Annotated in this window: 8 protein-coding genes; all 8 read right to left on the bottom strand. The window is 61.2% G+C overall.

Annotated elements, in window-relative coordinates:
* Positions 1 to 118 precede the first annotated feature (118 nt).
* On the bottom strand, positions 119 to 2,167 hold the full coding sequence (locus tag KSP9073_RS11600; RefSeq protein ID WP_207771464.1) for an alpha-1,4-glucan--maltose-1-phosphate maltosyltransferase: 2,049 nt from the start codon (positions 2,165 to 2,167) through the stop codon (positions 119 to 121).
* Between the two features lie 120 nt (positions 2,168 to 2,287).
* Positions 2,288 to 4,513 carry a glycogen debranching protein GlgX gene (gene glgX, locus KSP9073_RS11595; protein ID WP_108843120.1) on the bottom strand — a complete coding sequence of 742 codons (2,226 nt, stop codon included), beginning with the start codon at positions 4,511 to 4,513 and terminating at the stop codon, positions 2,288 to 2,290.
* 53 nt (positions 4,514 to 4,566) lie between these two features.
* On the bottom strand, positions 4,567 to 5,037 hold the full coding sequence (locus KSP9073_RS11590; protein WP_165814240.1) for a DUF2934 domain-containing protein: 471 nt from the start codon (positions 5,035 to 5,037) through the stop codon (positions 4,567 to 4,569).
* A gap of 93 nt (positions 5,038 to 5,130) precedes the next feature.
* Positions 5,131 to 8,034, bottom strand: a complete 2,904-nt coding sequence (gene treY, locus KSP9073_RS11585) for a malto-oligosyltrehalose synthase (RefSeq protein WP_243409213.1) — start codon at positions 8,032 to 8,034, stop codon at positions 5,131 to 5,133.
* On the bottom strand, positions 8,027 to 10,012 hold the full coding sequence (gene malQ / locus KSP9073_RS11580) for a 4-alpha-glucanotransferase (RefSeq protein ID WP_108843118.1): 1,986 nt from the start codon (positions 10,010 to 10,012) through the stop codon (positions 8,027 to 8,029). Before malQ ends, treY begins: the two co-directional genes overlap by 8 nt.
* Positions 10,009 to 11,805 carry a malto-oligosyltrehalose trehalohydrolase gene (gene treZ / locus KSP9073_RS11575; protein ID WP_108843117.1) on the bottom strand — a complete coding sequence of 599 codons (1,797 nt, stop codon included), beginning with the start codon at positions 11,803 to 11,805 and terminating at the stop codon, positions 10,009 to 10,011. Before treZ ends, malQ begins: the two co-directional genes overlap by 4 nt.
* Positions 11,802 to 14,006 carry a 1,4-alpha-glucan branching protein GlgB gene (gene glgB / locus KSP9073_RS11570; protein ID WP_108843116.1) on the bottom strand — a complete coding sequence of 735 codons (2,205 nt, stop codon included), beginning with the start codon at positions 14,004 to 14,006 and terminating at the stop codon, positions 11,802 to 11,804. The genes treZ and glgB overlap by 4 nt, the downstream gene beginning before the upstream one ends.
* Positions 14,006 to 15,607, bottom strand: coding sequence for a glycogen synthase GlgA (gene glgA, locus KSP9073_RS11565; protein ID WP_108843115.1), 1,602 nt, complete (start codon positions 15,605 to 15,607; stop codon positions 14,006 to 14,008). The genes glgB and glgA overlap by 1 nt, the downstream gene beginning before the upstream one ends.
* Positions 15,608 to 15,622 lie beyond the last annotated feature (15 nt).

Raw genomic sequence — 15,622 nt, 5'->3', positions numbered from 1 at the left:
CTCGCCCCGACCAGCGGTCGCAGACGATCGTGTTGCGTCATGCCTGAAGAAAGGCGTGAACCGCGGGCGCCGGCCCGCGATGTACACGCCATCCCGTCTGCTGAACGTGTTGTCTGAACTACTGCGCCGGATGCAGGCGCCAGATGCCAAAGGGCATTTGCGGTGTCAGGTGCGTGGTCTGCCACTTGCCATGCCAGGTCCACCGGTGACCGGTCATCAGATCCTCGCCGTGCACATCGGCGTGATCTTCCAGCCCGAATTCCCAGAGCGGCAGCTCGAAATGGCCCGACTGGTCATGGAAGGGATCAAGGCTGACGGCCACCAGCACCACATTGCTCAGGTCCGGCGTTGACTTGATGAAATAGAGAATGCGGTCGTTGTCGATGGTGCCGAAACGAACCCCCAGATGGGTCTGAAGCGCCGGATTTTGACGACGGATCCAGTTGAGCCGGGCGATCTCGGCGCTGATGTTGCCAGGGGCGAAATAGTCCCGCGCCTTGAGCTGGTACTTCTCGGAGTCGAGATACTCCTCCTTGCCCGGCACCGGCGCCGCCTCACAGATCTCAAAGCCCGAATACATGCCCCAGAGCCCCGAACCCATGGTCGCCAGTGCGGCCCGAATCAAAAAGCCCGGACGGCCCGAGCCCTGCAAAAAGGTCGGGTTGATATCCGGCGTATTGACGAAAAAGTTGGGCCGGTAGCACTCGCGCAGCGGTGACTCGTTGAGCTGGGTCAGATACTCGGTCAGCTCGGATTTGGTATTGCGCCAGGTAAAGTAGGTGTAGCTCATGGTAAAACCGACCTTGCCCAGCCGCGCCATGATGGCGGGGCGCGTAAAGGCCTCGGCAAAAAAGAGAACATCCGGATCACGCGAACGGATATCAGCGATCAGCCATTCCCAGAACGGGAAAGGCTTGGTGTGCGGATTGTCGACGCGAAAGATTTTCACGCCTTCATCCACCCAGCCCTGAACAACATCGCGCAGCGCCAGCCACAGGCCCGGAACGGCATCCTCGGCGTAGAAGTCGACATTGACGATGTCTTCATACTTCTTGGGCGGATTTTCGGCGTAGCGAATCGTGCCGTCCGGGCGCCAGGCAAACCAGCCGGGGTGCTCATCAAGCCAGGGGTGATCCGGCGAGCACTGGATAGCGAAATCCAGCGCAATTTCAAGCTCGTGTTCATGAGCGGACGTCACCAGAGCCCGAAAATCCTCTAGCGTGCCCAGCTCCGGATGAACAGCATCATGACCGCCGTGCTCGTTGCCGATCGCATAGGGGCTGCCCGGGTCATCGGGGCCGGGGGTCAGCGTATTGTTGGGGCCCTTGCGATGGGCATGGCCGATGGGATGAATGGGCGGAAAATAGAGCACGTCAAAGCCCATGTCACGCACCATCGGCAGCCGGGCATGCACGTCATTGAACGTGCCGTGTTGACCGGGGGTCGGACTTTCCGAACGGGGAAAAAGCTCATACCAGCTGGCAAATTCCGCCAGTGCGCGGTCGACGTCCAGCGGCATGACCCTGCTGCGGCTCAGATGGTGCTGTGGATCACACTGCTGCATCAGCGTCAGGGTGTCCCGCGAGAGCAAAAGCGCGACCTGCTCACTCTCGTCACCGGCGGCCTTCAACTGCGCCTGCAGCGTCTCGAGCGCCCCGGCCTGTTCACTGCCGGCAGTCGCACGCTCCAGTGCCCGAGAGACATGCGCATGCCCTTCCTGCAGTTCCAGTACAATCGGCACACCGGCGGCGTGTTTTTTGCTCAGCTCATAATGATAGGTACCGTAGAGATCCCACCAGGCCTCGATCGCGAATTCGTGGGTCCCCGTGACAGAGGGCGTAAAGACACCTTCCCAAAGATCATTGCCCAGCGGTTTGACCAGCGTCAGTGTCTCGCTGTGCCATTTACCTTCTGTAGCCGATGTTGTTTGCGCCTCTCCCTGAGTGCAGCGCCAGCGGACACGTGCGGCAAGCACATCGTGACCATCGGCAAAGATAACCGCCGTGATGTTGACCGGCTGCCCGACGATGGCCTTGGCGGCAAAGCGCCCCTGCTCAACGTTGGGTTCAATCTGTTCAATGGCAATGCGGTCGGACATGGCCGCCTGAATTACCGGCGCATCCTGTTGCGCATCGTTTCGGGATGTATTGCGTTGCACCATCGACATTTGCTGCTCGCTCCTTTCCCTGGGCGCAGCCCCTTGTCCTTGCTCGACACGGACAGGGCTGTCGGCAATCCACCGATGACCCGAGGTCATCGGCGGCGTGGTTTAACCAGTCATGCTGAACTACCCGTTACGGCTGGCACCATTGTCATCGCGTACCAGTTCCAGCATCACCATCGAGCGACCTTCAACCTCATAGGTGCTGCCGAACCCGTATTGCTCTCCCTCCCTGCTGGCAGGGGCGGCCGTGTTAAGCCTGAAGACCCAGTGTCGGCCGGAGGAAACTTCAGGCAGCGTCCAGGTGATCGACTCATGATGGGCATTGACGACCATCAACAGCGTACTGTGTGAACCGGCCCGACGGATGCCGGTCGGCTGGGCACGACCGTCCAGCAGGACACCAATGGCACGGGAGTGATCCGCTTCCCAGGTGCCAACATCCATTTCCTCGGCGTCCGGGGTCAGCCAGGTCACATCGCGGACTTCCAGCTCATCGTTCCAGTCGCCGGTAAGGAAACGACTGCGATGCAGCATCGGATAGCGACGACGCAGGGCAATGATGTGGCGGGTGAAGGCCAGCAAATCACGCCCTTCCTGGGAGAGCTCCCAGTTGACCCAGCCGATGTCGCTGTCCTGACAGTAGGCGTTGTTATTGCCGCCCTGGGTACGACCAAACTCGTCACCGGCCAGCAGCATCGGCGTCCCCTGAGAAAACATCAGGGTGGCAAGCATGTTGCGCATTTGACGCAGGCGCAGTTCACGGACTTCCGGATCATCGGTCTCGCCTTCCACCCCGTGGTTCCAGGAGTAGTTGTCGTCGCTACCGTCGTTGTTGTCTTCGCCGTTGGCCTCGTTGTGCTTGTCGTTGTAGGTCACCAGGTCGCGCAGGGTGAAACCGTCGTGCGCGGTAATGAAATTGACCGACGAATACGGCTTGCGCCCGCGATGGTTGAACAGATCCGCAGAACCCGTCAGGCGTGTGGCAAACTCGGCCAGCTGGCCTTCATCGCCCTTCCAGAAAGCACGCATGGTGTCGCGGAACTTGTCATTCCACTCCGCCCAGCCCGGCGGAAAACCACCGACCTGATACCCCCCGGGACCACAGTCCCATGGCTCGGCAATCAGTTTGCATTGCGACAGAAGCGGGTCCTGACGACAGGAGTCGAGGAAACCGCCCCCTTCGTCAAAGCCGTGCGGCTCGCGACCGAGAATGGTGGCCAGATCGAAGCGAAAACCATCCACCCGCATCTCGTCGGCCCAGTAGCGCAGCGAGTCGGTGACCATCTGCAGAACACGCGGATGAGAAAGATTGACCGTGTTGCCGGTGCCGGTGTCGTTGATGTAGTAGCGCTTCTCCTCCGGCATCAGGCGGTAGTAGCTGGCGTTGTCGATCCCCTTCCAGGAGAGCGTTGGCCCCATCTCATTGCCTTCAGCGGTGTGGTTGTAGACCACATCCAGAATGACCTCGATGCCGACCGCGTGATAACAGGCCACCATCTGCTTGAACTCGCTGATGGTATTGGTCGACATGTAGGCCGGGTGCGGTGCGAAGAAGGACAGGGTGTTGTAACCCCAGTAGTTATGCAGCCCCTTCTCCTGCAGATGACGGTCATCGGCAAAGGCGTGGATCGGCATCAACTCCAGAGAACTCACGCCCAGATTGCGCAGGTGATCCAGCACGGCAGGGTCGCTAAGGCCCGAGAAGGTGCCACGCATCGACTCGTTGACCTTCGGGTTCATCATCGTCATGCCACGAACGTGGGCTTCATAGAAGATGGTGCGATCCCAGGGCACATGAATCTCGCGCGAGCGTCCCCAGGTAAAGGCGGGGTCGATGACCCGGCACTTGGGAATAAATGGCGCGCTGTCACGCTCGTCGAAGCTCAGATCGCCGTCTTCGTGGCCGATGGTGTAGCCATAGAGGGCGTCATCCCATTTGAGCTCGCCGACCAGCTGGCGTGCACATGGGTCAATCAGCAGCTTGTTGGCATTGAAGCGATGACCGTTTTCCGGCTCATAGGCGCCATGAACCCGGTAACCATAAAGCTGACCCGGCCGCGCATCCGGCAGATATCCGTGCCAGACCTCGTCGGTAAATTCCGGCAGCTCGATGCGCTCAAGCTCTTCCTCACCATCTTCGCTGAAAAGACACAGTTCCACCTTCGTGGCGTGCGCCGAAAAGAGGGCAAAGTTGACCCCCAGGCCGTCCCAGTTGGCGCCCAGCGGATAGGGCAGGCCTTCACGGACCCGGCTGTGCTGCTGGCCGGAAGCCGAACTGAGAGGCGCTTCACGCCCGCCCGAAGTAATCCCGGGGGTTGGTGCGCCGGGATGGATCGGTGTTGTCGTCATACATCACTCCCAAAAGGGAAATACAAGGGCTCGGACCGTGCTGAATGGCACGGTTACTGGCTCGAACTGTCATCATTACTGCTGTTACTGTGCTTGCCACTGGCAGCAGTCTCTTTACTGGCGGCCGCCTTCCTTTTTGTGGCCGTCGTTTTTCGAACACCTGTGGCTGCCTTGCCGGCAGCGGTTTTGGAAGCCGCGGCCTTGTCATCGCTACCGGCGGCGGTGCGCTTTTTTGCCGTACTGGCCCGTTTGGCCGGTGCCTTTTTTTTGGCCGCAGGCTCGCCGGTCGCATCAGCGGCCGCCTGGGTTTCAGCCTGTGTGGCTGCAGCGGCAACCGGCTCGGGCGCCTTTGTACTGCGCACCGTCGAGCGCGGCTGAGCATCCTGAGGAACGTCGGTAATCCGCTCGGCGGCCACCATGCGACAGGCCATGTGCCAGTGCCGCTCGGCCTGCCCGTCCGGGCAGTCTTCGGCTTCCCAGATTCGGTAGGCCAGCAAGCGAATACGAAGCTGATCGTCTGCCATGTGATCCATTCTCCTTCCTGGGTCATGCCCTGCTGTCCGGCAGACCCGTAGTGTCTGAAAGACGCCGGCCCGGGCCGACGCCTGTGGTGAGGGTTACACCGACTGCATCTGATCGCCCTGGGCGGCGTCTTCCTGCGCGGTCTCGGCCTGACGGGCGTGTTCGGCGTGTGACGTTACGGTGGCGGCATCACGAAACAGGACGCAAAACGGCAGTGATGACATGAGATCAGACACCGGGACCTGCACATTGACGGCCTGTCCGGTCACCAGCGACTGCCAGCCCTGAGCATCCTCGTTTGACGTCTTCACGCGGGTATTGCCCCAGCGCGACGCGTCAATGCACAGCGTGTCGCCTTCCAGCAGGGAGCCGCCGTGACGTGTGGCGATGACCATAATGGCTCGGCCTTCGTATTCACGCGTGAAACCGACCAGTTGTCCGGCACGCTCGCCTTCAAAATCCAGTGGCTGGTAGTCGCCGTGTAGAAAGGGCGTCGGCAGGCGCTGTCGCAGGCCCAGCACCTGGGTAATCAGTGCCTGCTTGATGCGACCGTCGCGCCAGTGATCGATCAACTCGATCATGGGCCGGTTTTGCGTCAGTTGCTCGCGGCGTTCGTTGAAATCAACCGGGCGGCGGTTGTCGGGGTCGACCAGTGAAAAGTCCCAGCGTTCCGTGCCCTGATAGCAATCCGGAAAACCCGGCACCGTCATGCGCAGCAGGGTCTGCACCAGAGCATTGAGGGCACCGGTCGGGCTGACCGCAGCGACAACGTCGTAAATCGACTGGCGCAGGGCCGCGCCCCGATCATCGGTGAGCAGCGTCATGACAAACTCACGACACTGACGCTCATGGGTCTCGTCCGGGTAAAGCCAGTGCGAGTTCAGCTTGGCCTCGCGCAGGGCCTTTTCCTGCCAGTCGGCAATACGCGTGGCAAACTGCTCAAGGCCCTGAGCATCGTCAGGTGACAGGGTCAGCGGCCAGGCACCGACAATCAGCTGATAGACCATCATCTCTTCGGCAGTCGAAGGACCGACAGGCGTGCCGTCGTCATCGCCGGCCTGACGCAGTGATGAGGAGGCGGTCAGCCAGCCCCGCACCTGTTCTGCCCAGCGATCGCCCCACTCCGACAGCGCCGCAAGGCGTGCGCGGACGTCTTCGCCACGTTTGTGATCGTGTGTGGCCGTGGTCACCATCGTGCCGGGGAAGTGACGGGCCTGCCAGGCGTTGAAGCGGTGGAAATCCTCGGTCGAGCAGGCAAAGTGTGCCCCGTCAAAGCCGACATCGTTGCGCGAGATCAGCACGGCGCTGCGATAGCCGGCCGTATCCTCCACGGCTTTCGCCGCCAGCGGCGAGGTCAGCTGGGCAAAGCGCACGATGGCGTTGCGCTTTTGCCGACAGCCCGGCTCGTCGTCGTTGGCCGGCGCATCACCGCCCAGCCAGTCATAAATCTGATCAAGCACGGACTGATCCGGCGGCGTAAGCGCCTCTCTGGCCGCCGCCACGGCGTGTGCAAAGAAGTTCTCATCGCGCGGCGCCAGCCCCTGATCATCGGCGTAGGTGCGATAGATGGGAAACTGCACGGCCAGCTCGCGCAGAACGCGGCGAATCATGGCAGGCGTCGTGTCCCGGGTCATGGGGTCATGACGCGCCACATCGGCCAGCGCTCGAACGGCGCGCTCGAACTCGGTCACCAGCGCGGTATCGATGATCTCGCGGCGGGCGCGAATGACCTCTTTTTCAAAGCTGTGCGCGCGACCTGACAGCGACTGCCACAACGCCTTGAGCGGCGCCTCGCCTTGTGCATCATGCTGAAGCTTTGAGACGACGTTCATGAATTCATAGCCGGTGGTACCGGTCATGCCCCAGTCCAGCGGCAGTGACTCGTTACCTTCCAGAATTTTTTCCACAAAGATTGGCAGTGGCGTTTCGGGGGCACCGCCGGGACGACGCGTGGCCGCCTCATCGACACGGGCGCGCAACAGGCGGCAATAGCCGGCCGGGTCGGCCAGTCCGTCGACGTGATCCAGACGCACACCGTCCACCAGTCCGCGCTCGATCAGTTCCAGCAGATAGACATGGGTCTGGGCAAATACGGCCGGATCATCGACCCGCAGGGCACCGAGTTCGGTAATGTCAAAAAAGCGCCGCCAGTTGAGGCTGTCATTGGCCGTGCGCCACCAGGCCAGCCGATAGTGCTGTCGTTCCAGCAGCACGTGCAGCCGCTCGGCACCTTCCGGCGTCTCCGGGTTATAGCGCGCCAGCAACGTGTCGAGCGCAGCGCGGCCGTCATGGGTACGCACATGCTCGGCAAGTGCCAGACCTGCCCGCTCGGCGCCCTCTTCCAGTGAGACGGCTTCTTCGATCTGTTCAAAAGGACGTGCCTGTTCGCCCATGCCGCTTTCCAGCAGCATCAGCGCGTGGCAACGCGGATCGATCGGGAAGCAGTGCTCGAAATAATCGATCTGGAAAAGACCGGTGGCCTCATCAAGCGCAAGCGTCATGTCGCCGGACACCAGCGCCTGACCATAGGGCTCGCCAAGAAATGGCACCAGCAGTCGACCCTCGAGGGTCGGATCCCCGTTGTCGCGCCAGTTGATATCAAACATGTCGGCAAAACGACCCGACGGCCCCCAGCGCAGCACATCCAGCCAGTAGGGATTTTCCCGTCCGCCCACCGCAAGGTGATTGGGTACGAAATCGACGATCAAACCCATACCGTGGGTTCTTAGCCGCTCGACCAGCCGCGTCAGCGCAGCTTCATCACCGATCTCGGGGTTGAGTCTGGTCGGGTCGACGCCGTCATACCCATGGGTCGAGCCGCTGCGCGCGTCCCACAGCGGAGAGGCGTAGATATGCGTAATGCCCAGCCCGGCAAAATAGTCGACCAGCGCCTCGGCATCCTCGAGGGTGAAATCCTTGTGAAACTGCAGACGCAGACACGACAGCAGCGGCTTCAACTCCGGCATGTTCGATGATGCCTCCATGGATGCTTCACTCATGCGGCCCTGCTCCTGCGCGTGCGGTGGTCATTGCCCGAAGTCTTGCCATGACGTCGGAGGTTTCAAACATCTCATCAACGGTCAACGGCAAACGACGGCGCCAGTTGGGGTGCTCATCGAGCGTGCCGGGCAGATTGGGCTGCTCCTCAAGGCCCAGCAGGTCCTCAAGCTGCAGCAGTACCAGGGGCGAAGGCGTCGCCCCAATATGGCGTGCAGCGGCTTCAAGCCAGGTATCGCAATCGGCATCCGGCTTGATTCCGAAGGTCTCGGCCAGCGCCACAATGTCGTGCTTGCGCACCTCGCGCTGCTGCTCTGGCGTTTCGTCCTCACCCAGCATGTCGAGCTCGATACGCCAGTCCAGATCACGCCCGAGCCGCCAGCCGGCCACGGTGGGCAGATCATGCGTACTGGTCATGGCCACGGCGCGCGCCGGATAATCGCTGGCCGGGGTAAATTCTGTTTCCTCGCGCTCGAACCACAAAACGCCCATGCCCAGAATGCCGCTTTGATCCAGCCGCTCGCGGAACTCGGGTTCCACGGTGCCCAGATCCTCACCGATGATCACGGCGCGATGACGCCAGGATTCCAGCGCAATCAAACGCAGCAGTGACCGTTCAGGGTAGCGCACGTAGGCCCCTTCGGTGGGCGAAGCGCCTTCCGGAATCAGCCATAGCCGGGAAAGCCCCATGATGTGATCGATACGCAGGCCGCCGGCGCCATGCAGGCAGGCCCTGAGGGTGGCGATAAAGCCATCGAAGCCGTACTCGATCAGCCCCTGCGGCGAGAAGCCCGTGACGCCCCACTCCTGGCCGTTGGCATTGAAATCGTCCGGCGGTGAACCGATGCGAAGCTTGCCCAGCATCTCTTCCGGGCGACTCCAGGCCTGACTGCCATGCGGATCCACGCCCACGGCAATATCCGCGATCAATCCGATGCGCTGCCCGGCGTCGATAGCGCGCTGCTGCACGAAGGCCAGTTCAAGGGCAACCTGCCACTGCGCAAAGGCATAAAAGGTCACGCGTTCGCCGTGTGCCTGACTGAAACTTGCGACCGCCTCGCTTTTGGCATCCTGCATGTCGCTTGGCCAGGTGTGCATGGGGCCGAGCGCTTCGCTGATGGCTTCAAAGCGACAGTGGTTTTCCAGTGTCTCGCCACTTTCCCGGCGAAAAGCGTTCAGTGCCTGGCGATCGGCCTCGGACAGCGCGGCAAAATCACGCTCAAGCGCCTGCCAGCGCATACGGCTGACGGCTTCATAGTCCACCAGCGCCGAGGCATCGGTGTCATCGGCCGTGTTGTTCAGGGCGCTGTAAAGGGGGTTGAAGGCCAGACGGGTCGACGGGGAATAAGGGGAAAATCGCTCGGGCTGATGCGGAAACAGGGCATGTACCGGGCTGATTGCCAGCGCGTCCAAACCGGCACGACCGGCACGCTCGGCAAGACGTCCCAGCGCCTCGCAGTCGCCGATGCCGCCATCCCCACGGCGGCGCAGACCATAAAGCTGTACCCCCAGGCCTGACATGGCCTGTCGGCCGCCCTCGGCCAGCGTGGTCACATCCATGCAGCGATGTGGTGCCACTGCCAGACGCCGTGTTTTCCCTTCGATCTGTAACCGGTAGTAGCCAGGCTCGGCCACGGACTCAAGCCGGCCCTGAGCATCGATCTGCCCGCTCAGGCTTCTCCCCTGTTCGTCGATAAGGGTGTAATCGGTGCCGACCGCCACCGTGCCGGGCAGCTCGATACCCTGCTCGATCTCACCGACCACCAACGGCGGCCAGTCGGCCACGGTCTCCGGCGCATGCAGGCGCTCGATGGCGGCCAGGCTCGCCTTGATGTCAGCGGGCGACCCGGCCGCGTAGCCAAGCCCTGCCAGCACACCCTTGATGGTGGCATCATCCAACTGTTGCGGACGATCCTGACTGTCCTGCCACTCGATAACGATACCGGCGGCTTCGGCCAGCGACTTCAATGCGTGATTCATAAATGACTGCTCAGGCAGGCGCGAATCGCCCCGGGTGCCAGCGTCGTGGCATCGCTTGATTCGCCGAGTTCATAGAGTCGCTGCCCTTCCGGGGCCTCGATATTGACGCGCTGTGTGCCCAGGTTGACGGCAATCCCCAGTACGGTGCCATCCCCCATGCGCCAGTGCGCCAGTACCGCGCCTTCACCCAGCGGCACGGCGCCCATGGGCCTTGTGCCCTGCAGGCGTGGCATGATTTCAGCGTGGCGAATATCCAGCAGCGTCATGTAGCGGCTGCGCCAGAAGGCAGCGTCGTCATCCTGCCCGGTGCCGGCACTCGGCACCGACTGCTCAAAGGTGGAAACCGCATTGGGATCAGGAATCTGCGCGCGCGTTTTCTCATCCTTGAAGTGAGAGAAATCGGCAAACTCGCTGCGACGACCTTCGCGTACGGCGTCGGCGAGCTCATCACGGTGATCGGTAAAGAAGAGAAACGGATTGCGCTCGCCAAGCTCTTCCCCCATGAACAGCATCGGGATCATCGGGCACAGCAGCAAAAGCGCCGTGGCCGCTTCGAGACGCTTCTGGTCGACCAGCGAGATAAGGCGCTCGCCCATCGCCCGATTGCCCACCTGATCGTGGTTCTGCAAAAAGGCGATAAAGGCCGTGGTCGGCAGGTGGCCACTGGGCTCGCCGCGTGAATGGCCGCGACGGTCATTCTGCCCCTGGAAGATAAAGCCGCCGTGCAGGGCGCTGGCGAGCTTGTCGGTGGCATGGTCGCAGTAGTCGGCGTAGTAGCCTTCATGCTCACCGGTCAGCAGCGCATGCAACACGTTGTGGATGTCATCGTTCCACTGTGCGGTATAGGTGTCTTCGAGCAGAGAAGCGCTGTTGCGCTCGTTTTCAAGCATCAGGTGGACATGACGCGTGTCATTGACCTGTTGCTTGATACGCTCGCTCATCTCTCGCAAAAAGGCGTCATTGTTGATGGCATGCACGGCATCAAAGCGCAGGCCGTCAAAGCGATACTCTTCGACCCACATCAGGGCATTGTCGATGAAGAAGTCCTTCACCTGAGCTCGATTGAAATCGATCGCGTCGCCCCAGGGGGTTCTCTCCCCGGTAAAGAAATCGCCCGCGTAGTGCGGCAGATAGTTGCCGTCCGGGCCGAAGTGGTTGTACACCACATCCAGAAACACCATCAGCCCCAGTCCATGAGCCTGATCAATCATGGCCTTGAGCTGATCCGGCGTGCCGTAGGCGGCTTCAACGGCGTAGGGCAGCACACCGTCATAGCCCCAGTTGCGCGCGCCGGGAAATTCATTGACGGGCATCAGTTCGATGGCAGTAATGCCCATCGACGCCCAGTCCTGCAAACGCTCGCGGATGGCATCAAACCCACCCAGTACCCCGACGTGAATTTCCAGAATGACGGTTTCGTGCCAGGGCCGGCCCTGCCAGTGGCTGTTTTTCCAGGCATGGCCTTGTGGGTCAATGACCACACTGGGTCCGGTGATGTCCTCGTGCTGGGCACGTGCCGCCGGGTCGGGCACGGCCAGATCATCGCTGAGGCGATAACGGTAATGCGCGCCCGGCGGGCACTCGACCTCGAGTGTGAAGTCGCCGTCACGCCCCTTCTCCATGAGAAGGACTTCCGGTTCGTCGTCAGGCGCGCGTGACAGTTCCAGCGTGACCGTCTCGGCACCGGGTGCCCAGAGGGTAAATCGGGTGCGGTGATCGTCCAGCAGGGTCGCGCCGTAATGGCTGAGACTGGAAAAACGATCACCGCTGGATTTGGATACGGCAGCACTCATGTTGGCCAGTCTCCCTGACGCAGGTAAAGCGTACTCAATGGTGGAAGCGTCAAAAGCAGTGACGCAGGATGGCCATGGCTGGGTTCGGGATGGGCGTGCAAGGCACTACCGTTGCCCTGGTTACTTCCAGCGTAGAAGACACTGTCGCTATTAAATATCTCGCGCCAGACACTCATGACCGGCACACCAATGCGATAGTGATGGTGCGTTACCGGTGTCAGGTTGCAGACCACCAGCAGCGGTGCCTTGCCGGGTTCGGCATGGCGTAAAAAGGCCACCACGCTATTGGCGCTGTCATCGCCGACCACCCAGGAAAAACCGGCCGACTCTGCGTCGCAGACGTGCATCGCCGGATCCTCGACATAGATCCGGTTGAGATCGGCAATGGCGCGAGACAACCCGCGCGGGCCTGCCTCATCCAGACGTTCCCAGTCCAGCTCGCGGTCATGATCCCACTCGCGCCACTGGCCAAGTTCGGTGCCCATGAACAAAAGCTTCTTGCCGGGATGGGCCCACATGAAGGCCAGATAGGCGCGCAGTCCGGCCAGCTTTTGCGCTTCGTCACCCGGCATTCTGGACAGCAGGGAGCCCTTGCCATGCACGACTTCGTCATGTGAAAGCGGCAACACGAAATGCTCGGAGAAGGCGTACTGCAGCCCAAAGGTCAGATCACCATGGTGCCAGGCGCGGTAGAGCGGATCGCGGGACATGTAGGACAGCGTGTCGTGCATCCAGCCCATGTTCCACTTGAAGGTAAAGCCGAGCCCACCGGTAGCGATCGGTGCCGTCACGCCCGGCCAGGCGGTAGACTCCTCGGCGATCATCATGACCCCGGGGCAGCGCTCGGCCACCGTGGCATTGAGCTCGCGCAAAAACTCGACGACTTCCAGATTCTCGCGGCCGCCATAGATGTTGGGCAGCCAGTCATCATCGCTGCGGCTGTAATCCCGATAGAGCATCGAGGCCACCGCATCCACCCGCAGCCCATCGATATGAAAGTGCTCGAGCCATTCCAGCGCACTGGCAATCAGAAAGCCTCTGACTTCATTACGTCCCACGTTGTAAATCAGCGTGTTCCACTCGGGATGAAAACCTTCACGCGGGTCGTGATGTTCATAAAGCGAGGTCCCGTCAAATCGCGCCAGCCCATGCTCATCGGCCGGAAAATGCGCCGGCACCCAGTCCAGAATGACGCCGATACCAGCGCCATGACAGGCGTTGACGAAACGGGCAAAGGCTTCAGGCGAGCCCATGCGTGATGTGGGCGCAAACAGGCCGATGGGCTGATACCCCCATGAACCGACAAAGGGATGCTCGCTGATGGGCATCAGCTCAATATGGGTGAAGCCCATGTCGGCCACCCAGGGGATCAGGCGGGATGCAAGCGCATCCCACTCCAGCGTGTTGCCGTCCTGGTCGTGCTGCCAGGAGAGGACATGCAGTTCATAGATGGACAGCGGTGCCGTGCGAATATTGCTGGCATCGCGGCGCCTGAGCCAGGCATGATCATGCCAGCTGAAGGGGCGATTGCCGGCTACCACCGAGACATCCGGTACGGCGGCTTCGGTGCGACGCGCCAGCGGGTCCACCTTGTGTCGAAGCTGCCCTTCCCGGTCGACAAGCTCAAAGCGATAGCGCTCACCCACCCTGAGATGCGGCACAAAGATCGCCCAGACGCCGCTGCCCTCGTGACGCTGCATGGCATGCCGACGCCCGTCCCAGACGTTGAAATCGCCCACGACCGATACTCGCTGAGCGTTGGGCGCCCACAGGGTAAATCGCACCCCATCGACCCCATCGATGGCCGTCGGACAGGCCCCGAAGACACGGGCGAGCTCACGGTGCCGACCCTCACAGAACAGATGAAGATCCAGCTCTCCCGGCAGCGGCGCAAACCGATAGGCATCTTCTGCAATCTGGACAACGCCTTCAGGCCAGGTAATACGCAGGCGATAGCGCGTCCCCCCTGGCAGGTACGCCTGATAAAGACCACCCTCCAGAGGTTCGGCCACGGCCAGTAACTGGTGCGCAGCGTCAATCAGTTCTACGGCTTCGGCACCCGGCAACAGCAGACGAACCAGCGTTTGATCGCCCTGCTCATGTGGGCCCAGCCAGGCAAACGGTTGGTCGTGTCGTGCCTGCGCAAGACGCAGCAGGGCGTCACGCTCGCTTTGGCAAGCGCCGGGGAATGCTGTCGCCATTATATGCTCACATGTCTTAACGAATGGGCCGTTACCCCTGCAGGGACCATCAGCTGATGATAGAGGCGGCGATAGGGCGTGACGGAAAGTCGCCACTGATAGTGGATAGCCATGGCCGCACGACGCATGGCATAAAAAAGCTCGGTACAGCCGAAGATGCGAAAGGCGCGATCAATGGCTTTCTGGAAGTCCTGCTGAGAAAGGTCATCAAACAGAAATCCGGTGACACCGTCCTCGATCGTATCGGCAAGCCCGCCGGTGCGATGGGCAATCGGCAGCGAACCAAAGCGCTGGGCATACATCTGCGACAGACCACAGGGCTCAAAGCGCGACGGCATCAGAAGAAAATCGCTGCCGGCAAAGATGCAGCGCGCCTCACGCTCGCTGAAACCGATATGCACGCCGATGGCACCTGGAAAGCGCGCTTCGAGATTGCGCAGGGCATTTTCGATGGCCGGCTCACCGCAACCGATGACGACCAGCTGACCACCGGCGCGCACGATCGATTCAGCCGCAGCAATGGTCAGATCCAGTCCCTTTTGATGCACAAGCCGCGACACTACCGCAAACAGCGGGCCGTGACTGACGGCCAAGCGGAACATGCGCCGGACATGATCGGTATTGGCACGCTTGCCGGCCCAGTCATTAGTGGCAAAGGCGCAGGCCAGATAGGCATCCGTCTGCGGATCCCAGCTGTCATCAATACCGTTGGCGATACCGCTGAGGCGTTTGTCCCGGGCACAGTCCGACAACAGACCTTCCAGCCCGCAACCAAAGGCAGGCGTGGTGATCTCCCGGGCATAGGTCTCGCTGACCGTGGTGATGTGGTTGCTGTAGATGATGCCGGCCTTCATGAAAGACAGCAGGTTGTAAAACTCGAGTCCCTGCGGGGTGAAGGCGCTCTCGGGAATGCCCAGCCTGCTTAGATACTCGGGACCATAAAGCCCCTGATAGGCCAGGTTATGAATGGTATAGACGCACGGCGTCTCATCACCACTCCAGCGCAGATACCCGGCGGCCAGTCCGGTCTGCCAGTCATGCAGATGCAAAAGGTCAGGGTGCCAGCCCTGATCTTCAAAACGCGCCCCCACAGTGCCCATTGCCATCTGGGCAGCGGCCAGCGACAGTCGCGCAAATCGGATAGCGTTGTCCTCCCATTCCTGGCCGCTTTCATCAAGATAGGGACTGCCGGGGCGATCATAGAGCTCCGGGCAGATCAGTACGTAGACGGTCAGACCTTCCGGCAGCTCGATACGCCCCAGATCACAGGCAGGAATATCGGCAAGACCGGGCAATTGCCCAATGACATGAACCGGCCAGATGCTTTCAAGGACTTCGCGATAGGCAGGCATCAAAACGCGCATATCGTAATGATTGAGCAGCGCGCGCGGCAGGGCTGCTGAAACGTCACCAAGTCCGCCAACCTTGACGAAATCGGCAAGCTCCGAGGTCACAAATAAAACAGGATCAGCTGGCTCACTCTGACCGGCAGAAACGCTACTGTGTCTTGCGAGGGCATCAGATATCGATGTAATGGATTTTGCGGTGGTTGTAGCGTGAGTGGCGTGTGCCAAAGTGGCATCGACGGCTGAATGAGACATGCGCGACCTCCTCGC

Origin of the sequence: Kushneria phyllosphaerae, assembly GCF_900312995.1 — a bacterium.
In the GTDB taxonomy this organism is placed as follows: Bacteria; Pseudomonadota; Gammaproteobacteria; order Pseudomonadales; family Halomonadaceae; genus Kushneria; species Kushneria phyllosphaerae.
Note: the sequence above shows the minus strand (reverse complement) of the source record. Positions and strands in the feature narration are given on the sequence as shown.

What these genes read in the sequence shown, in the direction of transcription:
- glgX (WP_108843120.1), bottom strand. Translation starts at nt 4,513, where the DNA reads ATGACGACAACACCGATCCATCCCGGCGCACCAACCCCCGGGATTACT.
- KSP9073_RS11600 (WP_207771464.1), bottom strand. Translation starts at nt 2,167, where the DNA reads ATGTCGATGGTGCAACGCAATACATCCCGAAACGATGCGCAACAGGAT.
- malQ (WP_108843118.1), bottom strand. Translation starts at nt 10,012, where the DNA reads ATGAATCACGCATTGAAGTCGCTGGCCGAAGCCGCCGGTATCGTTATC.
- treY (WP_243409213.1), bottom strand. Translation starts at nt 8,034, where the DNA reads ATGAGTGAAGCATCCATGGAGGCATCATCGAACATGCCGGAGTTGAAG.
- treZ (WP_108843117.1), bottom strand. Translation starts at nt 11,805, where the DNA reads ATGAGTGCTGCCGTATCCAAATCCAGCGGTGATCGTTTTTCCAGTCTC.
- KSP9073_RS11590 (WP_165814240.1), bottom strand. Translation starts at nt 5,037, where the DNA reads ATGGCAGACGATCAGCTTCGTATTCGCTTGCTGGCCTACCGAATCTGG.
- glgA (WP_108843115.1), bottom strand. Translation starts at nt 15,607, where the DNA reads ATGTCTCATTCAGCCGTCGATGCCACTTTGGCACACGCCACTCACGCT.
- glgB (WP_108843116.1), bottom strand. Translation starts at nt 14,006, where the DNA reads ATGGCGACAGCATTCCCCGGCGCTTGCCAAAGCGAGCGTGACGCCCTG.